14 protein-coding genes are annotated in these 20,162 nt (G+C 68.1%); 7 read left to right on the top strand and 7 right to left on the bottom strand.

Features of this window, described 5'->3' with window-relative positions:
* Positions 1–271 precede the first annotated feature (271 nt).
* Entirely contained in the window at positions 272–4,336 is a 4,065-nt protein-coding gene (purL, locus tag MYA_RS08295) for a phosphoribosylformylglycinamidine synthase (protein WP_014723163.1), read from the top strand.
* The gene (locus tag MYA_RS08290; protein WP_014723162.1) at positions 4,336–4,875 is read left to right on the top strand and encodes a GNAT family N-acetyltransferase; all 540 of its coding nucleotides are present in this window, start codon (positions 4,336–4,338) and stop codon (positions 4,873–4,875) included. Before purL ends, MYA_RS08290 begins: the two co-directional genes overlap by 1 nt.
* 66 nt (positions 4,876–4,941) lie before the next feature.
* Here the strand turns inward: MYA_RS08290 and MYA_RS08285 are convergent, their stop codons facing one another.
* The 6 genes from MYA_RS08285 to MYA_RS08260 form a co-directional block, all read right to left on the bottom strand.
* Positions 4,942–6,162: an ISL3 family transposase gene (locus MYA_RS08285; protein WP_014723161.1), complete on the bottom strand. Its 1,221-nt coding sequence runs from the start codon at positions 6,160–6,162 to the stop codon at positions 4,942–4,944.
* A 168-nt stretch (positions 6,163–6,330) separates the two neighbouring features.
* Positions 6,331–7,113: a peptidylprolyl isomerase gene (locus tag MYA_RS08280; protein ID WP_011885066.1), complete on the bottom strand. Its 783-nt coding sequence runs from the start codon at positions 7,111–7,113 to the stop codon at positions 6,331–6,333.
* An 18-nt stretch (positions 7,114–7,131) separates the two neighbouring features.
* Complete coding sequence (locus tag MYA_RS08275; protein ID WP_011885065.1) at positions 7,132–7,440, bottom strand: BolA family protein; 309 nt, start codon at positions 7,438–7,440, stop codon at positions 7,132–7,134.
* A 1-nt stretch (position 7,441) separates the two neighbouring features.
* Positions 7,442–7,972 (bottom strand): septation protein A, encoded by a 531-nt coding sequence (locus MYA_RS08270; protein WP_014723160.1) that lies wholly within the window; start codon positions 7,970–7,972, stop codon positions 7,442–7,444.
* Positions 7,973–8,096: 124 nt separating this feature from the next.
* Positions 8,097–8,528, bottom strand: coding sequence for a peptide-methionine (R)-S-oxide reductase MsrB (gene msrB / locus MYA_RS08265; RefSeq protein WP_014723159.1), 432 nt, complete (start codon positions 8,526–8,528; stop codon positions 8,097–8,099).
* Between the two features lie 38 nt (positions 8,529–8,566).
* Positions 8,567–10,135 (bottom strand): protein adenylyltransferase SelO, encoded by a 1,569-nt coding sequence (locus tag MYA_RS08260; protein ID WP_014723158.1) that lies wholly within the window; start codon positions 10,133–10,135, stop codon positions 8,567–8,569.
* Between the two features lie 175 nt (positions 10,136–10,310).
* Between MYA_RS08260 and MYA_RS08255 the strand changes: the two genes are divergently transcribed.
* The 5 genes from MYA_RS08255 to MYA_RS08235 all read left to right on the top strand — a co-directional run bounded on the left by MYA_RS08255 (position 10,311) and on the right by MYA_RS08235 (position 17,839).
* Positions 10,311–11,954, top strand: a complete 1,644-nt coding sequence (locus tag MYA_RS08255; protein WP_014723157.1) for a 3-(methylthio)propionyl-CoA ligase — start codon at positions 10,311–10,313, stop codon at positions 11,952–11,954.
* 186 nt (positions 11,955–12,140) lie between these two features.
* Positions 12,141–14,225: a 3-hydroxyacyl-CoA dehydrogenase NAD-binding domain-containing protein gene (locus tag MYA_RS08250; protein ID WP_014723156.1), complete on the top strand. Its 2,085-nt coding sequence runs from the start codon at positions 12,141–12,143 to the stop codon at positions 14,223–14,225.
* 45 nt (positions 14,226–14,270) lie between these two features.
* Entirely contained in the window at positions 14,271–14,903 is a 633-nt protein-coding gene (pncA, locus tag MYA_RS08245) for a bifunctional nicotinamidase/pyrazinamidase (protein ID WP_041493842.1), read from the top strand.
* Between the two features lie 43 nt (positions 14,904–14,946).
* Complete coding sequence (locus MYA_RS08240) at positions 14,947–16,125, top strand: acetyl-CoA C-acyltransferase (RefSeq protein ID WP_014723155.1); 1,179 nt, start codon at positions 14,947–14,949, stop codon at positions 16,123–16,125.
* Positions 16,126–16,438: 313 nt separating this feature from the next.
* Entirely contained in the window at positions 16,439–17,839 is a 1,401-nt protein-coding gene (locus tag MYA_RS08235; protein WP_011885057.1) for a sensor domain-containing diguanylate cyclase, read from the top strand.
* An 81-nt stretch (positions 17,840–17,920) separates the two neighbouring features.
* Here MYA_RS08235 and MYA_RS08230 read toward each other — a convergent pair whose 3' ends face one another.
* Complete coding sequence (locus MYA_RS08230) at positions 17,921–20,050, bottom strand: hypothetical protein (RefSeq protein ID WP_041493964.1); 2,130 nt, start codon at positions 20,048–20,050, stop codon at positions 17,921–17,923.
* Between the last annotated feature and the right edge of the window lie 112 nt (positions 20,051–20,162).

The raw sequence follows: 20,162 nt of genomic DNA, 5'->3' as shown, positions 1-20,162 counted from the left end.
GCCGGCCCGGGGAACCGGGAATGATAGCGCCAAAATCGCGGCAACCGGCGCGTACGCGCCGTCCAGTTCCGCCAACCGGGCGCGGCCGCGCGTCCAGCGGGCCGGCCGGGCCCGCCCGGCGGCCCGGCAGGCCCGGCCGCGGCCGAAGCGCCGTCGCGGTGGGCTGCCCGTGCCGATCGGCCGGTCCGGGGGCCGACTTCCGGGTATAATTACGGCCTTCCTTTCGCCACACGTCGCCACCTCGCGCGACTCATCGACGTCAGTCCAGCCCATGGCTCACTTCTCGTGTTTTCCCGGCGCTTCGGCCCTCTCCGATTTCCGTCAAACCCGTCTGCTCGACACGCTCAGGCAGATCGACGCCAACATCGTCGCCGTGCGCGGCCAGTTCCTGCACTTCGTCAATGCGTCCGAGCCGCTGTCGGCCGACGACAGCGCGCGCATCGACGCGCTGATGCACTACGGCGCGCCGTTCGAGCCGGCGGCCGAGAAGGGCACGACGGAGACCTTCGTCGTGCTGCCGCGCTTCGGCACGGTTTCGCCGTGGGCCAGCAAGGCGACCGACATCGCGCAGCACTGCGGCCTCGTGCAGGTGCGCCGCATCGAGCGCGGCGTCGAATTCACGGTGACGCTGAAGTCGGGCCTGCTCGGCGGCAAGAAGGCGCTGTCCGACGACGCGCGTGCGGCCGTCGCCGCGGCGCTGCATGACCGGATGACCGAGAGCGTGGTCGCCGCGCGCGACGACGCGCGGCATCTGTTCGACGAACTGCCGGCCAAGCCGCTCGCGACCGTCGACGTGCTGGGCGCCGGCCGCGCGGCGCTCGAGCGGGCGAACGCCGAGCTGGGCCTCGCGCTCGCCGACGACGAGATCGACTACCTGGTCGACGCGTTCCGCAAGCTCGAGCGCAACCCGACCGACGTCGAGCTGATGATGTTCGCGCAGGCGAACAGCGAGCACTGCCGTCACAAGATCTTCAACGCGCAGTGGACCATCGACGGCGAAGCGCAGGACATGTCGCTGTTCGCGATGATCCGCAACACCGAGAAGCTGAGCCCGCAGGGCACGATCGTCGCGTATTCGGACAACTCGTCGATCATGGTCGGCGCCGAAGCGGAGCGCTGGTTCCCGCGCGGCGCGGGCGCGGCCGGCGAGCCGGGCGAACGGTATGGCCGCCATACCGAGCTCACGCACACGCTGATGAAGGTCGAGACGCACAACCATCCGACGGCGATCTCGCCGTTCCCCGGCGCGGCGACCGGCGCGGGCGGCGAGATCCGCGACGAAGGCGCGACCGGCCGCGGCGCGCGGCCGAAGGCCGGGCTGACCGGCTTCACGGTGTCGAACCTCGATCTGCCGGACGCACGCCAGCCGTGGGAAAACGCCCGCGATGCGGCGCAGCCGGTCGGCGAGCGCAACCCGAACGAGCAGCACGGCCCGTACGGTCGTCCGGACCGGATCGCGTCGCCGCTGCAGATCATGATCGACGGCCCGCTCGGCGGCGCCGCGTTCAACAACGAGTTCGGCCGTCCGAACCTCGGCGGCTACTTCCGCGTGTACGAGCAGAACGTCGGCGGCACGGTGCGCGGCTATCACAAGCCGATCATGATCGCGGGCGGCCTCGGCAACATCGCCGATCAACACACGCACAAGCACGACGTGCCGGCGGGTTCGCTGCTGATCCAGATCGGCGGCCCCGGCATGCGCATCGGCATGGGCGGCGGCGCGGCGAGCTCGATGGCGACTGGCGCGAACACCGCCGAACTCGACTTCGACTCGGTGCAGCGCGGCAACCCGGAAATCGAGCGGCGCGCGCAGGAAGTCATCAACGGCTGCTGGCAGCTCGGCGCGGAAAACCCGATCCTGAGCATTCACGACGTCGGCGCGGGCGGCCTGTCGAACGCGTTCCCCGAGATCGTCGACGGCGCGGGCAAGGGCGCGCGCTTCGAGCTGCGCAAGGTCGCGCTCGAGGAGTCGGGCCTGTCGCCGCGCGAGATCTGGTCGAACGAAGCGCAGGAGCGCTACGTGCTGGCCATCGCGCCGGCCGACCTGCCGCGCTTCGAGGCGATCTGCGCGCGTGAGCGTTGCCCGTTCGCCGTGGTCGGCGTCGCGACCGACGAGCGCCAGCTGCAGCTGGTCGACGCCGAAGCGACGGGCGCCGACGAATTCCCGGTCGACATGCCGATGGAAGTGCTGCTCGGCAAGCCGCCGCGCATGCATCGCGACGTCGCGCGCGTCGCGACCGAGCGTGCGCCGGTCGACGTGACGGGCATCTCGCTCGCGCAGGTCGCGCTCGACGTGCTCAAGCATCCGACGGTCGGCAGCAAGTCGTTCCTGATCACGATCGGCGACCGCTCGGTGGGCGGCACGTCGGTGCGCGACCAGATGGTCGGGCCGTGGCAGGTTCCGGTGGCCGACTGCGCGATCACCGCGCTCGACTACGCGGGCTTCAAGGGCGAGGCGATGACGATGGCCGAGCGCACGCCGCTCGCGGTGATCGACGCGCCGGCGTCGGGCCGCATGGCGGTCGGCGAGGCGATCACGAACATCGCGAGCGCGCCGATCGCGTCGCTCGATAAGCTGAAGCTGTCGGCGAACTGGATGGCCGCGTGCGGCACGGCCGGCGAGGACGCCGCGCTGTTCGACACGGTGAAGGCGATCGGCATGGAGCTGTGCCCGGCGCTCGGGATCGGCATCCCGGTCGGCAAGGACTCGCTGTCGATGAAGACGAAGTGGGACGAGCAGGGCGTCGCGAAGGAAGTGGTGTCGCCGGTGTCGCTGATCATCTCAGCGTTCGCGCCGGTCGAGGACGTGCGCCGCCATCTGACGCCGCAACTGCGCCGCGTCGCCGACGCGGGCGACAGCGTGCTGATCGCGATCGATCTGGGCCGCGGCAAGAACCGGATGGGCGCGAGCATCTTCGCGCAGGTCACGCAGCAGGTCGGCGACACGACGCCCGACGTCGACGATCCGGAAGACCTGAAGCGCTTCTTCAACGCGATCCAGTCGCTCAACGCGCAAGGCAAGCTGCTCGCCTACCACGACCGCTCGGACGGCGGCCTGTGGGCGACCGTCTGCGAAATGGCGTTCGCGGGTCACGCCGGCGTGTCGCTGAACGTCGACATGCTGACGCTCGATCCCGATCACGAATCCGACTATGGCGACGCGAAGGACTGGGCGAAGCAGACGAGCGGCCGCCGCGACGACCGCACGCTGCGCGCGCTGTTCTCCGAAGAGCTCGGCGCCGTCGTGCAGGTGCGTGCGAGCGAGCGCGACGCGGTGCTCGGCGCGCTGCGCGAATTCGGCCTGTCGGCATGCTCGCACGTGATCGGCACGGTCAACGATCGCGACGTGATCGAGGTGTACCGCGACGCGAAGAAGATCTTCGACGCACCGCGCGTGGAACTGCATCGCGCGTGGAGCGAAGTGAGCTGGCGCATCGCGCGCCTGCGCGACAACCCCGCGTGCGCCGATGCCGAACACGACGCGCTGCTCGATGCGGCCGACCCCGGCATCTCGCCGGTCCTCACGTTCGATCCGGCCGACGACATCGCCGCGCCGTTCATCGCGACGGGCGCGCGCCCGCGCGTGGCGATCCTGCGCGAGCAGGGCGTGAACTCGCACCTCGAAACCGCGTATGCGTTCGACCGCGCGGGCTTCGATGCGCACGACGTGCACATGAGCGACCTGCTCGCCGGCCGTGCGACGCTCGCCGATTTCGCGGGCGCGGTCGCGTGCGGCGGCTTCTCGTACGGCGACGTGCTGGGCGCCGGCGAAGGCTGGGCCAAGACGATCCGCTTCAACGCGCAGCTCGCCGACATGTTCTCGGCGTTCTTCGCGCGCCCCGACACGTTCGCGCTGGGCATCTGCAACGGCTGCCAGATGCTGTCGAGCATCGCGTCGATGATCCCGGGCGCGCAAGCGTGGCCGAAGTTCACGCGCAACAAGTCCGAGAAGTTCGAGGCGCGTTTCTCGTTCGTCGAAGTCGAGAAGTCGCCGTCGATCTTCTTCGCGGGGATGGAAGGCTCGCGCATTCCGGTCGCGGTCGCGCACGGCGAAGGCTATGCCGACTTCTCGCAGCAGGGCGACATCGACCGCGTCGCGGTCGCGATGCGCTACGTCGACCATCGCGGCGAGGCGACCGAGCGCTATCCGTTCAACCCGAACGGGTCGCCGGCCGGCATCACGTCGGTCACGACGGCCGACGGCCGCTTCTCGGTGCTGATGCCGCACATGGAGCGCGTGCACCGCACGGTCACGATGAGCTGGCACCCGGAAGGCTGGGGCGAAGCGAGCCCGTGGCTGCGCGTGTTCCGTAACGCGCGCCGCTGGATCGGCTGATGTTCGATCCGCACGCGCCGGTCGACATCGTCACGTTGCGCGACGAACGCGCGCGCGACGTCGATGCGATCGGTCGCGTGATCGCGGCCGCATTTGCCGGCGAGCCGCAGCAAGGGCAGCGCGAGCGGCAGATCGTCGACGCGCTGCGCGCGGCCGGCGCGCTCGGCGTGTCGCTGGTCGCCGAGCGTGACGACCGCGTGATCGGCCACATCGCGTTTTCGCCGGTTGCGATCGGCGGCGCGTCGCCGGACAGCCGTTGGTATGCGCTCGCGCCGCTCGCGGTGCGGCCCGATTGCAGGCGGCAGAGCGTCGGCGCGGGGCTCGTGCGCACCGGGCTCGATGCGCTGCGCCGGCTCGGGGCACATGGTTGCGTCGTGCTCGGCGATCCCGCGTACTACGCGCGGTTCGGCTTTGCGCCTTGCAGCGATCTGGCGTTGCACGGTGCGCCGGCCGGGCGTTTGCTTGCGCTGGCGCTCGATGCACACGCGCCGCGGCCGTCGGGCGACGTTCGCTATTACGACGCGTTCGATCTCGGCTAGCGCGGGCGCTTTACTGTCCGCCGTCCCGTCGCACCGAAAGCCGCCTCGAAGCGGCTTTTTTTGGGTTCATCGAGGATTACCGGGGAAGGCGGCGCGGATCTTGAGGAAGAAGTATTCATCGTCACGGTACCCGTAAGCCCGCCGCTTGATGACCTTGATGGTGTTGTTGATGCCTTCGACGACGCTGGTATTGAGCGGATGGCGGCAGCGAGTCACGATTCCGTGCCAGTAGCCCTGCAAGCGCTCGGCGAACTTTTGCAGGGCGGCGATCCCGCTTTGCTGAGCCTGCTCGAACCATTGTTCCCAAGCCTTTTGCGCCCAGGCTGGCTTCTGATAGAACCAGAGCCGCTTGAGCTCGTCGCGTAACACGTAGACGCATAACAGCGACTGATTGGCCGCCAGCAACTCTTTCAGGTGCACGGCCTGATCTGGCTTGAGGTTGTGGCGGTTGCGCAGCAACAACCAGCGGCTGGACTTCAGAACTTTGCGGGCCGGCTTGTCATGTCGGAGTTGATTGGCCTGGTCCACTCGCACCCGATCTATCACTTCGCGGCCGTACTTGGCCACGACGTGGTACAGGTCGAAGACGATCTCCGCCTGCGGACACTGTTCCCTGATTTCGAGTTCATACGCCGTGGTCATGTCGATCGCCACCGCTTCAATACGCTTGGCAACGCCTTCGGGAAGCTGCTCGAAGAAGGCACGGGCAGTCTCGCGCGAGCGGCCCTGTCCGATCCAGAGCACCTGCCGGCTCATCGGCTCGACCACCACCGTGGCGTAGCGATGGCCTTTATGCAGCGCGAACTCGTCCATCGCCAGATAGCGGATCGTTGACCAGTCGGGCTCGCGCACACGCGCCCGCAGACGCATCTTGTCGATCGATTTGACCGTGTGCCAGCCCAGGTCGTAGAAGGCCGCCACGGCCTGCACGCTGGCCGCTTGCAGCAGCTTCTCGCAGGCCTTGGCGAAGCGCTCCGTCACTCGCTGGTAGCGGCCCAGCCACGCCAGCTTCTCCAGTCGCGGGCCGCCGCAGCGTTCACACCAGACTCGGCGGCGCGGAACGTGCAGCACCACCCGGTATTCGAACAGCGGCAGGTCACGCACCCGGCGAACCGTTGTCTCGTGGATTTGCTGGCAGCGTGCACCACATTGCTCGCAATACATGACCTTGCTGATCGGCTTCAAATACAGCGACAGCGTGCGGCCGTCGCCTTCCGGCCATTCCACACGCTCCAACCGGTAACCCGTCCAGCAGCCCAGTGCCTGAAGTGCCTTGCGATCGAGCAATTGCTTCTCCTGACGTCCTTAAAGTCAGGCGTCAGGTTACGCAATCGCTCTAAAACCCTCCACGGTTTCCTACGATGAACCTTTTTTTGCGCCCGCCGCGCGGCCTGCGCACAAAAGAAAAAGGCCGCTCGATCGAGCGGCCTCGTGCGTGGGCGCGCGGCGCCGACGTTACTGGATCTTTGCCTGCTGACGCAGACCTTCCTCGAACGCCTGCAGCTTCTGCTGCACGATCTGCTGCGCGATCTGCGCCTTCACCTGGTCGAACGGCGGCGGCGCGACGTCGCGGACGTCGTCGACACGGATGATGTGCCAGCCGAACTGCGTCTTCACCGGCTGATCGGTCATCTGGCCTTTCTGCAGCTTCTGCGCGGCGGCCGCGAATTCCGGCACGTACGCCTTCGGATCGGACCAGTCGAGATCGCCGCCGTTCTTGCCCGAACCCGGATCCTTCGAATATTGCTTCGCCAGATCCTCGAACTTCGCGCCGGCCTTGATCTTCGCGATCAGGTCCTTCGCCTGCTGCTCGTTGTCGACGAGGATGTGGTGCAGGTGGTACTCGCGGTTGCCGCCCGCGCCCTTGACCAGATCGTCGTAGCGCGCCTTCACTTCGGCGTCGGTCGGCTGGTTCTTCTTCAGGAAGTTTTCGATCATCGAGCGCAGCACGACCGTCTGCTGCGCGACGGCGATTTGCGCCTTCACGTCGGGACGGTTCGGGATGCCTTCGCGAATCGCTTCCTGCATCAGGATTTCGCGGTTCACGAGTTCCTGGCGCACGGCTTGCTGAAGTTGCGGGCTATCGGCCTGGCCTTGCTGGACGAGCTGCGCGACCATCGCATCGACGCGCGACTTCGGAATCGGCGTGCCATTGACGACGGCGATGTTCTGGGCGAATGCCGGTGCCGCTGCAAAAGCAGCCGCCGCGACCCACAGGCGGGGGGATTTCAGGATCATCGGGAATTCCTGTTGAGACTAGATTGAAGATTCGTTGAATTCTTCGGGCGTGTAAGCCACGATTGCGAGCGCGTGAATGCCGCGCTGCATCGCATCAGCGAGCGCATCATACACCAGCCGGTGCCGCGCGACGCGCGACTTGCCGGCGAATGCGGCGGACACGATCGTGACCGTGTAATGGCCGCCGGCGGACGCGCCCGCGTGGCCCGCGTGCTGCGCGCTGTCGTCGCGCACCGCGAGCGACAGCGGCGCGAGCGAGGCGCTCAGGCGGGCTTCGATCAGCGCGATGCGTGCGTCGGGCGACGCGTTCAGAAAGGCGTCGGTCATCTCACTCGTCCTTCAGATATTTCGTGAGCCACAGGCTCTGCAGGATGATGAACACGACCATCGCGCCGGTCGTGCCGAACAGCTTGAAGTTCACCCATTGCGATTCGGTGAAGTTGTGCACCACGTACAGGTTCGCGAGGCCGAGCACCGCGAAGAACAGCGCCCATGCGACGTTCAGCTTGTCCCACACGGGGTGCGGCAGCGTGAGCTGCTTGCCCATCATTTTCTCGATCAGGTTGTTGCCGAACGCATAGCGCGCGGCGAGCAGCCCGATCGCAAACAGCCAGTACAGCACAGTCGGTTTCCATTGAATGAATTTCTCGTCATGCAGGACGAGGGTGGCGCCGCCGAACACGACGATCACACCGAGACTGACCCACAGCATCGTGTCGACTTTCCGGTGCCGGAACGCGACCCACGCGACCTGGGCCAGCGTTGCCGCGATCGCGACGGCGGTGGCGGTGAAGATGCCCCAGACCTTGAAGGCGGCGAAAAACAGGATGATCGGAAACAGATCGAACAGGAATTTCATGGCGCTCGCAGCTGCGTGAAAGGCCGCGTCGAGCGGCCTTTCACCGTGGTGGGGACCCGCGGGGCGCTACCGCCGGGAGCGGCGCAGCGGGCGACGCTGTGCCGATCGATCCGCGCGGTGACGCTCATTCGTTTTCGGGTCGGGACTCGAAGTTTAACGCAGCCGAATTGATGCAGTAGCGCAAACCGGTCTGGTCGCGCGGGCCGTCCTCGAACACGTGACCGAGATGCGCGCCGCAATGGTTGCAGCGCACCTCGACGCGCACCATCCCGTGCGAGCGGTCGATCTTCTCGTCGATCACCTCGCCGTTCAGCGGCTTGAAGTAGCTCGGCCAGCCGCAGCCCGAATGGAACTTCGCGCCGGATTCGAACAGCGGCGTGCTGCAGACGACGCACTTGTAGATGCCGGCGTCCTCGGTGTCGGTGTATTCGCCGGTGAACGCGCGCTCGGTCGCCGCATGCTGCGTGACCTCGTACTGCATCGGCGTGAGGCGGCGACGCAGCTCGGCGTCGTCCTTCTGATACGGGTAGGTCTTGTCGTCGGATTCGTGTGACATGGGGGAGTTCTCCTGATCGGTCGGCCGGGTCGTGCGCATCACGACGAGCAGCTCACTTCGAGCGACCCGGCCCAGTCGGGCGGCAATGCCGCATACGGTTCATGTTCCGGTTGTTCGTCGAACGGGCGGCGCAGTATCTGCGCGAGCCGTTCGACTTCGGAAAAGTCCTTGTCCTTCGCGCGCCGGATCGCGACTTCGGCCAGATGGTTGCGCAACACGTATTTCGGGTTCACGCGATTCATCGCGGCCGCGCGGGCCGCGTCGTCGCGCGTTTCTTCCGACAGCCGCGCGCGGTAGAGGTTCGCCCACGCGTCGAACGCGGCGCGATCGATGAACAGGTCGCGCACCGGCGCGTCGCGGCTCGCGTCGTGCTTCGACAGCTGCGCGAGCCGGCGAAACGTCAGCGTGAAGTCCGCATGGCTCGTGTGCATCGTTTCGAGCAACTGGTTCGCGAGCTCGGCGTCGTGTTCGCGTTCGAGCGCGAGGCCGAGCTTCGCGCGCATCGCGTGCTCCAGCGCCGGGCCGAAGCGCTCCGGGAACTTCGCGAGCACGGCCTGCGCGTCGTCGACCGCGCGTTCGGCGCGCGCATCGTCGTCGGCGATGCCGTGCTGCAGGCCGATCAGCGGCAGCAGCGCCTGCGCGAGGCAGTAGCAGTTCCAGTGCGCGATGCGCGGCTGCATCCGGTACGCGTAGCGTCCGCTCGTGTCCGAGTGGTTGCAGATGTGGTTCGCATCGAACGCGTCGACGAAGCCGAACGGGCCGTAGTCGATCGTGACGCCGAGGATCGACATGTTGTCCGTGTTCATTACGCCGTGGCAGAAGCCGACCGCCTGCCACTGCGCGACCATGTCGGCCGTGCGCAGCATCGCGGCTTCGAGCAGCGCGAGGTAGGGATCGTCGGCTTCGCGGCAGGCGGGGTAGAAACGCTCGATCACGTGGTCGGCGAGCCGGCGCAGCAGGTCGGGGCGATCGTTCGAGAAGAAGTGCTCGAAGTGGCCGAAGCGCACGAAGCTCTCGGACACGCGCGTGACGACGGCCGACGTCTCGATCTCCTCGCGCACGACCGGCTGGTCGGAGCCGATCACGGTGAGCGCGCGCGTGGTCGGAATGCCGAGGTGATGCATCGCCTCCGAACACAGGTATTCGCGGATCGACGAGCGCAGCACCGCGCGCCCGTCGCCCATGCGCGAATACGGCGTGCGGCCGCCGCCCTTGAGCTGCAGCTCGTAGCGCCGGCCGTCGCTGCCGGGCAGCTCGCCGATCGTCAGCGCGCGGCCGTCGCCGAGCTGGCCGGCCCAGACGCCGAACTGATGGCCCGAATACACCGATGCGTACGGCAGCGCGTGGGCCGGCCAGTCGCGCGTCGGATTGCCGGCGAACAGCTCGGCGAATTGCGCGTGCGCCGCGAGCGACGGCGGCAGGCCGAGCAGTTCCGCCACTTCGGCGGAGAAGCCGACGACGTACGGCGCGGGCAGCGGCGCGGCCGGCAGCCGCGTATGAAACGCGTCGCCGAGCGCAACGAACGCGTCGTCGCCGGGCGCCGCGAGCGTCGCGGCGAGGTCGGGAAGAGTGTCAGCCGGATCGGCTGCGCTTCGGGAAAACGACATGTTGAGCGCCTCTGGGTAAGCCGATATTGTAAGGCGGCGTCGCGCCGCCCGCATGGCGGCCCGCGCGCCGCGCGCGGCGGCCGTTCGGGCCTGGGCCCGGGTCCGGGCACGGCGGCGCGCACGCGCAGCGCTGCGGGGCCGGTCACCGATTCGCGTCCTTCCGGAGAACAAGACGATGGGTAAGCCGTTGCTGGGCCAGATGATGGATATGCCGTTGCTGGTGTCGTCGCTGATCGCGCATGCCGCGCGTCATGCAGGTGACACCGAGATCGTGTCGCGCCGCGTGGAAGGCGACCTGCATCGCTACACGTACCACGACTGCGAGCAACGCGCGAAGCGCGTCGCGCAGGCGCTCGCGCGGCTCGGCGTCGAGGCGGGCGAGCGGGTCGGCACGCTGGCGTGGAACGGCTATCGGCATCTCGAGGCTTACTACGGAATCGGCGGGATGGGCGCCGTGTGCCATACGATCAACCCGCGTCTGTTTCCCGAGCAGATCGCCTATATCGTCAATCACGCGGAAGACCGCTACGTCCTGTTCGACCTCAATTTCGCGCCGCTGGTCGACGCCATCGCGCCGCAGTGCCCGCACGTGAAGGGCTGGATCGCGATGACCGATGCCGCACACCTGCCGGCCGGCAGCACGCCGTACCTGTGCTACGAGACGCTCGTCGAAGCCGAGGACGGCCGCTACGACTGGCCGCGCCTCGACGAGCAGCAGGCGTCGGGCCTTTGCTACACGTCGGGCACCACCGGCAATCCGAAGGGCGTGCTGTATTCGCATCGCTCGACGGTGCTGCACGCATACGGCGCCGCGCTGCCCGACGCGATGAACCTGTCGGCGCTCGACGCGGTGCTGCCGGTCGTGCCGATGTTCCACGTGAACGCATGGGGGCTGCCGTACGCGGTGCCGCTCACCGGCGGCAAGCTCGTGCTGCCCGGCAAGGATCTCGACGGCAAGTCGCTGTACGAACTGATGGAAGCCGAACGCGTGACCTTCTCCGCGGGCGTGCCGACCGTGTGGCTCGGGCTGCTCAACTACATGCGCGAGGCCGGCGTGCGCTTTTCGACGCTGAACCGCACGGTGATCGGCGGCTCCGCGTGTCCGCCGGCGATGCTGCGCACGTTCGAGGACGAATACGGCGTGCGCGTGATCCATGCGTGGGGGATGACCGAGCTGTCGCCGCTCGGCACGCTCGCGACGCTGAACTGGGCGCAGTCGCAGCGGCCGCGCGATGCGCAGCGCCGCTTGCTGGAGAAGCAGGGGCGCGTGATCTGCGGCGTCGACATGCGCATCGTCGGCGACGACGGCCGCGAACTCCCGTGGGACGGCGTCGCGTTCGGCGAATTGCAGGTGCGCGGCCCGTGGGTGATCGACCGCTACTTCAAGAGCGACGCGTCGCCGCTGTCGGACGGCTGGTTCCCGACCGGCGACGTCGCGACGATCGACCACGACGGCTTCCTGCAGATCACCGATCGCAGCAAGGACGTCATCAAGTCCGGCGGCGAGTGGATCAGCTCGATCGACATCGAGAACGTCGCGATCGCGCACCCGGGTGTCGCCGAAGCCGCGTGCATCGCGTGCGCGCACCCGAAATGGACCGAGCGGCCGCTGCTCGTCGTCGTGCCGCGCGACGGCGCGAACCTGACGCGCGACGCACTGCTCGCGTTCTTCGACGGCAAGGTCGCGAAGTGGTGGGTGCCCGATGACGTCGTGTTCGTCGACGCGCTGCCGCACACTGCGACCGGCAAGCTGCAGAAGCTGAAGCTGCGCGAAACGTTCCGCGATTACGTGCTGCCGACCGCGGTCGGCGCTCAGTAAGCGCCGGCGACGGCCGGGACTGCTGCGGCGCGGCGGCGCAATCGCGCCCCGCATCGTCGCAAAATTCAAATTGAACGACCGTTCTTTTTCGTTGTATGCTGCCTCCGTTCGATCCGGACATGCGGCCGTTCGACCGCGCACAATCCAGCGCAGCCACCGTGGCGCGCGATGCATGGAGGCAGGCAGATGGCAGTGGATTACACGACTCGCGACGGCGTGGCCGTCATCACGCTCAACAATCCGCCCGTCAACGGGCTCGGCCTGTCGACGCGCCAGGGCGTCATGGCGGGCCTCGAACGCGCCACGCAGGATCCGGCCGTCACCGCAATCGTGCTGACCGGCGCGGGGCGCGCGTTCTCGGGCGGCGCGGACATCACCGAGTTCAACACGCCGAAGGCGCTGCAGGAGCCGACGCTGCACACCGTGATCCGCGCGGTGGAGGCGAGCGCGAAGCCGGTGGTCGCGGCGCTGCACAGCGTCGCGATGGGCGGCGGGCTCGAGCTTGCGCTCGGCGCGCACTACCGGATCGCCGCGCCCGGCGCCCAGATCGCGCTGCCCGAGGTGAAGCTTGGCCTGCTGCCCGGCGCGGGCGGCACGCAGCGGCTGCCGCGCGCGGTCGGCCTCGAAACCGCGCTGAACATGATCGTGTCGGGCGCGCCGGTGCCGTCGGAGCAACTCGCGACGAGCGGGCTGTTCGACGCGATGGCCGACGGCGACCTGCTCGATGCCGCCGTCGCGTTCGCGCGCCAGGCCGGCGCGCAGAGCGGCCCGCATCCGCGCGTGCGCGATCGCAAGATCGTCCACGAGAACGCCGCCGGCTTCATCCAGTTCGCACGCAATTCCGCGCGGGCGGCCGCGCCGAATTTCCCCGCGCCGCACAAGTGCATCGACGCGATCGAGGCCGGCGTGCTGCACGGCTTCGACAAGGGCAGCGTTGCGGAGCGTGACGGCTTCGTCGCGCTGATGATGACGCCGGAAAGCCGCGCGCTGCGGCATGCGTTCTTCGGCGAGCGCGCGGCGAGCAAGATCCCCGACGTGCCGGCCGATACGCCGGTGCGCGAGATCCGCCGCGTCGGCGTGGTCGGCGCCGGCACGATGGGCGGCGGCATCGCGATGAACTTCGTCAACGCGGGCTTGCCGGTCACGCTGCTCGAAACGACGCAGGACGCGCTCGACCGCGGGCTCGCGACGATCCGCAAGAACTACGACGCGCAGGTCAGGAAGGGCAAGCTCACGCAGCAGAAGCTCGATGCGCGCATGGCGCTGATCACGCCGACGCTGTCCTACGACGATCTGCACGATGCCGACCTGGTCGTCGAGGCCGTGTTCGAGGAACTCGGCGTGAAGGAGCAGGTGTTCGGGCGGCTCGACGCCGTCGCGAAGCCCGGCGCGATCCTCGCGTCGAATACGTCCACGCTCGATATCGACCGCATCGCCGCGTTCACGAAGCGTCCGCAGGACGTGGTCGGCATGCACTTCTTCAGCCCCGCGAACGTGATGAAGCTGCTCGAGGTCGTGCGCGGCGCGAACACCGCGAAGGACGTGCTCGCGACCGTGATGGCCGTCGCGAAGAAGATCCGCAAGACGGCCGTCGTGTCCGGCGTGTGCGACGGCTTCATCGGCAACCGGATGATCGAGCAGTACATCCGCCAGGCGCTGTTCATGCTCGAGGAAGGCGCGTTGCCCGCGCAGGTCGATCGCGCGATCGAGAAGTTCGGCTTCGCGATGGGGCCGTTCCGGATGAGCGACCTGGCCGGCAACGACATCGGCTGGGCGATCCGCAAGCGCCGCTACGTCGAGCAGCCGGACCTGCATTACTCGAAGATCGCCGATCGCCTGTGCGAACTCGGCCGCTTCGGCCAGAAGACGGGCGGCGGCTGGTACGACTACGTGGCGGGCGAGCGCACCGCGAAGCCGTCGGCGCTCGTCGACGAGATGGTGGTCGCCTATTCGAACGAGCGCGGCGTCGAGCGACGCAAAATCGGCGACGACGAGATCGTCGAGCGCCTCGTGTTCGCGCTCGTCAACGAAGGCGCGAAGATCCTCGAGGAGAAGATCGCGTCGAAGGCATCCGACATCGACATGGTCTACCTGACCGGCTACGGCTTCCCATTGTGGCGCGGCGGCCCGATGCTGTACGCGGACACCGTCGGCCTCTACAACGTCGAGCGCGCGATCCGCCGCTACGCGGCCGCGCCGAACGGCGACGCATGGCGGCTCGCGCCGTCGATCGTCGAGCTGGCGAAGGCCGGGCGCGGCTTCAATGGCTGACGGCCGCACGCGACGGCGCGAGCGCCACCTGCACGGAGGAACGCAATGAAACCAACCGAAGACGTGTTGCTCGTGATCGACGTGCAGAACGATTTCATGCCGGGCGGCGCGCTCGCGGTGCCGGACGGCGACGCGGTCGTGCCCGTCATCAACGCGCTCGCGCAGCGCTTCGAGCAGGTCGTGTTGACGCAGGACTGGCATCCGCGCGAGCACGTGTCGTTCGCCGCGAACCATCCCGGCCGCACGCCGTTCTCGACGCTCGCGCTGCCGTACGGCGAGCAGGTGTTGTGGCCCGTGCACTGCGTGCAGGACACCGAAGGCGCGGCCCTGCATCGCGACCTCGACATACCGCATGCGGGGCTCGTGATCCGCAAGGGCGGGCATGCGCAGGTCGACAGCTATTCCGCATTCGTCGAAGCCGATCGCACGACGCGCACGGGGCTCGCCGGCTATCTGCGCGAGCTCGGCGCGAAGCGCGTGTGGTGTTGCGGCCTCGCGACCGACTATTGCGTCGCGTGGTCGGCGCTCGATGCGCGCGCGGCCGGTTTCGACGCCGCGGTGATCGACGATGCGTGCCGCGCGATCGACCTGAACGGCTCGCTCGCGCACGCGTGGCAGCAGATGCAGGCGGCGGGCGTCGCACGTGCGGCGTCCGCGAGCGCGCGCCCGGCGGCGTAGCGCATTTCCATCAGTACATGAAGCAGGACCGAAGGAGACTCGCATGACCGAAGCCGTAATCGTATCGACCGCACGCACGCCGCTCGCGAAGTCGTGGCGCGGTGCATTCAACATGACGCACGGCGCGACGCTCGGCGGCCACGTGGTCGCGGCCGCGCTCGAACGCGCGAAGCTCGACCCCGCGCGCATCGAGGACGTGATCATGGGCTGCGCGAACCCCGAAGGCGCGACCGGCGCGAACATCGCGCGGCAGATCGCGCTGCGCGCCGGGCTGCCGGTCAGCGTGCCGGGGATGACGGTGAACCGTTTCTGTTCTTCAGGGTTGCAGACGATCGCGCTCGCCGCGCAGCGGATCATCGCGGGCGAGGGCGACGTGTACGTCGCGGGCGGCGTCGAGTCGATCTCGTGCGTGCAGAACGAAATGAACCGGCACATGATCCAGGAAGGCTGGCTCGTCGAGCACAAGCCCGAGATCTACTGGAACATGCTGCAGACCGCGGAGAACGTCGCGAAGCGCTACGGGATCGCGAAGGAGCGTCAGGACGAATACGGCGTGCGCTCGCAGCTGCGTGCGGCGGCCGCCCTGGAAGCCGGGCGCTTTCGCGACGAGATCGTGCCGATCACCGTGCGCGCGGGCATCGCCGACAAAGCGACCGGACGGCTCTACACGCAGGAAGTGACGGTGTCGGCCGACGAAGGCATCCGGCCCGACACGACGCTCGAAGGCGTGTCGAAGATTCGGTCGGCCGTGCCGGGCGGCGTGATCACCGCGGGCAATGCGAGCCAGTTCTCGGATGGCGCGGCGGCATGCGTGGTGATGAACGCCGATATCGCGCAGCGCGAAGGGCTGCAGCCGCTCGGCGTGTTCCGCGGGTTCGCGGTGGCCGGCTGCGAACCGGACGAGATGGGCATCGGTCCGGTGTTCGCGGTGCCGAAGCTGCTGAAGCAGACGGGCTTGAAGGTCGACGACATCGGCCTGTGGGAACTGAACGAAGCGTTCGCCGTGCAGGTGCTGTACTGCCGCGATACGCTCGGCATCCCCGACGAGCGTCTCAACGTGAACGGCGGCGCGATCGCGGTCGGCCATCCGTACGGCGTGTCGGGTGCGCGCCTCACCGGCCACGCGTTGCTCGAAGGTAAGCGGCGCGGCGTCAAATACGTGGTCGTCACGATGTGCATCGGCGGCGGGCAGGGCGCGGCCGGCCTGTTCGAAATCGTCTGATTTTTTTCGGCGTGGCGGCTGCGGCGGCGCGTTTCACCGGCCGCCGTAACCGCGTCGCGAATCGGCGAAATTTGTCCGCAATTCGTAAGGATGGGGAAGCAAACGGCGCGGCTGCGATGCTGCCGTTTCCCCTTACTTGTCAAACGAATTGCCGCACCTATACTTGCTCTGACATTTGCCTTTCGGCCGGATGGGCCGGCGCGCGTCGTCCCGATGCGCGCGATGCGTCGCCGGCTGCCGACGCGCACGATGCAGCGCGCGTGTCCGGCGCCGCGGACGTTCGCACCACGCAGCAGACCGAACGGGGATCGAATTGAGCACGACCTATGCAGCCGGGGAACCGCCGCGCGTCGTCAGTGCGGCCGCGAAGCTCTACGCGAAATGCCTGCTGGTCGCATTCGCATTGTTGCCGGCCTATCTGATCGGCTATCTGTGGTTCTTCAGCGACCCGCGCGTCGTATTCGAGAATCACGCCTTCCATGAGTTCGCGATCGCTGCGGCGACGCTCGAGGGCGCCTTCGTCACCTACGTCACGTGGGTCTGCTACCGCTCCTCCGGCGAGCCGTTGCTGCGCTGGCTCACGCTCGGCTTTCTCGGCTTCGCGATGATCTACGCGCTGCACGGCCTGTTCACCGGGATGGCCCATCACAATATCTGGCTGTTCCTGCTGTACGGTCCCGCGTCGCGGCTCGTGATGGCGATGCTGCTGCTGACGGGCCTGCTGTCGTATTTCCAGCCGCCCGATCGCGTCGAGAAGCGCACGCGCGCGCGTACCTGGCTGCCCTGGATCGTGGCGTTCCTGCTGATCGATGCGGCCGTTGCATACATCGCGTATTCGCCGGTCGCCGGCGCGCTCGGCACGCGGCTGTCGATGGAAGGCGGCGCGCTCGTGTTCTCGTTGCTGAACGTCGGCGTACTGCTCACGCGGCGCATCCGTTCGCCGCTGATGGTGATCTACGGCATGTCGATCATGGCGTTCGCGCTGTCGTCGCTCGCGTTCATTCTGGGCAAGCCGTGGAACCACATGTGGTGGCTCGCGCATGCGATCTTCGCGGGCGGTTTCTTTCTGCTCAGCTACGGCGTCGTGCAGGCGTTGCAGTCCACCCGCTCGTTCTCCGCGATCTACAGCCAGGAAGACCTGATGAGCCGGCTGTCCGAATCGATGGCGCGCACCGAGAGCGCGCTGCAGGAACTGCGACGCACGAACCAGAAGCTCGAATACATGGCGGCCACCGATCCGATGACCGGCGCATCGAATCGCCGCCAGTTCATCGCGCAGGTCGAGCGCGAGATCCAGCGGGCCGAGCGCGACGGCACACCGTTTTGCCTGCTCGCGCTCGACCTCGACAACTTCAAGAACATCAACGGCGCGTACGGTCACCAGATCGGCGACGAAGTGTTGCGCGGCGTCGTGCGCCAGTGTCTCGAAGCGATCCGGCCGACCGGTGCGCTCGCGCGCGTGGGCGGCGAGGAGTTCATGGCGCTGTTGCCCGACATGCCGCTCGAAGGCGCACGCATGACGGCCGAGCGCGTGCGCTCGTCGATCGCCAGCTCGCCGTTCGGGCTCGACTTCAAGCGCGTGCAGGTGACGGTCAGCGTCGGCGTCGCGCAGTACGGCGTCGACGGCAGCACGGTCGACGCGTTGCTGCGCGTGGTCGATGAACGGCTGTATCAGGCGAAGCGCGACGGACGCAATCGCGTCGTCGCGCATTGATCGTCGCGCGCCGCGCGCTGAAAAGGCCACGGAGGTGGACGCGCGCCATGCGGCTCGTGCCGGTCGCGCGTCCTTGGCGGGTCAGCGCGCCGCGACCGCCGTCGCGGTTTCCATTTGCTGCGACGCCTGCCACCAGTACTTGCCCGCACGCAGTTGCGGATCGCGGATCGCCAGATACGTGGTGCTCCAAAGCTGCGCGGCGTTGGCCTCCGTCGCATCGGCGCTGCGCGTACCGAACGCATCGGCGTGGTATTGGCCGTTGGTATAGGACCACGTCCACATTTCCGACGTGCGCATGTCGCGTCCGTTCGAGATCACCTGCCAGATCGTCTGCCGGGCCTGCGTGAGCAGCGTGCGCGTCGCGGCCGACAGATCCTGGCGTGCGAGCTGACGGTCGAGCCCGGCCACCCACATCGCCTGTTGCCACGACCAGATCACCGTGCCGTGATACGCGGAACTCGTGAACTTCGGCCACAGCGCGGTGCTGGCATACGCGGGGTTCGCGATCAGCATGCCGACGTCGGTGACGAGGCCGGTCGGGAACGGCCGCGTGACGTCGGCGACGATGCGCTGCAGCTCGGCGTCGGGCGGCGTGCCGAACAGCAGCGCGAAGCCGCCGTCGGAATTCATCACCGGGATCGGCGTGCCTTGCTGATCGAGCGACAGCGCGTAGAAGGTCAGCGGCGCGCCGGGCGCGGCGCCGGCCGGCACGCCGGCGCTCGGCGCATAGGCGGACACGTCGGCCGCCGCCTGCGCGGCCGGCACGCTGACCTGGAACAGCGGCGGCGCCTGCTGCTCCCACACGGCCGCCTCCGCCGCGGTGTTCGCGAGCGCGGCGCGTTGGCCGGCGTCCAGGTACGGATCGAGCAGGCCGCGCGCGAGGAACGCATTGGCCGCGCGCAGCGCGGCCGGCACGAGCACGGCGTTCACGTCGTACGGATAGACGCCGCCGCCGAGCCCGTCGGTGCTGTCGCGCCAGTTGCCGACGATCTCGCCGTCACGCAGATGGATCAGGTTGGCGACCGACGGCTGCTGCGCGAACGGCTGCGCGGTGGCCGCGACGTGCAGCAGGTTCACGACGAGGCGGCTGCCGTTGGTGCGGCCGTCGCTGCCGCGTTGCGCGAGGTAGGCCGCCGCGCGCGCCTGGCCGCGCGCGTCGTCGACCAGCCACGCCGCGGCGATCGGCGCGAGCAGGTAGTCGCTGTCGATCATCTTGTAGTCGTAGGTCAGCGTCGCGTCGTTCGCGCGGCCGTGCTTCGCGTTGTCGATCAGCGCGAACTCGCCGATGCCTTCCTCGTGCGCAACCTTGCCGTCGTCCGACAGGCGGCTCAGCACCGACGTCAGCCCGGCCTCGATCGCGGCGGGTTCGAGCACCGGCATCAGCATGCGCACCGAGATCAGCGTGTCGCGTCCGAAGTAGGTGTCGTATTGCCACGAGCCGGCCAGCAGCTTGTCGTGGAAGCTGAGGAATTCGAGCACGTTCTGGCTCACCGGGTCGGGGTTCACGGACGGCGCGAACAGCTCGGCGCGTGCGATCGGCGACAGCGGCGACTCGCCCGACAACGCGTCGACGTGCAGTTTCAGCGTATGCGAGCCGGCTGCCGCGCGCAGCACCAGCTTGCCGCCGGCGGCCGTCGCGATGCTGCCGCCGTCGCGCAGCGTGATGCGCAGCGCATAGCCGGGCGCGCCGTCGATCCGGTCGCGCTGCCATTGCGCGGCGCTGCCCTGGACGGCGGGCGCGGCGACGATCTCCGCCGGGATCGTCGCGCCGCCGTTGAAGTCGCGCAGGAAGCGCACGCTGCTGAGCAGCCCCTGGTGGATCGTCAGCGTGTCGGTGTCGACCGACACGTCCGCGCCGATGCCGTACAGCGGACGGCCGTGCGCGTCGGGCGCGGACAGCGCCGACGGCGGCGTGTCGAGGCTCCAGTTCACCGGCTGCGCGGTGTCGTCGAACCACAGCCCGGTGCCGCTGTTGCCGGCCGGAAACACCACCAGCAGACGCGGCTTCGTCGACGAGCGCACCAGCAGATGGGCGGCCACCTGGTCCTGCCGGTAGAACGCGTTGATCTGGCCGCCCGCATCCATCCGGAACGACAGCGCGGCGCTGGACGACGGCGGCGGGCCGCTCGACTGGACGTCGTCGTCGTTGCACGCGGCGAGCAGGGCGGCGCAGACGAAGCCGAGACACAGCGATTTCGCGAAGCGATGAATCTTCATGACGACCCTCCTGACGACTGCGATTGTTATCGGCATGCTCGAATCGGCGGAATGCTCCGGCCGTTGTGCGTGGCATTGCGGGCATTCTTCAAATGCCCGTTTTAAT

Origin of the sequence: Burkholderia sp. KJ006, assembly GCF_000262695.1 — a bacterium.
Lineage (GTDB): Bacteria > Pseudomonadota > Gammaproteobacteria > Burkholderiales > Burkholderiaceae > Burkholderia > Burkholderia vietnamiensis.
This window is presented reverse-complemented; position numbering and strand designations above follow the sequence as displayed.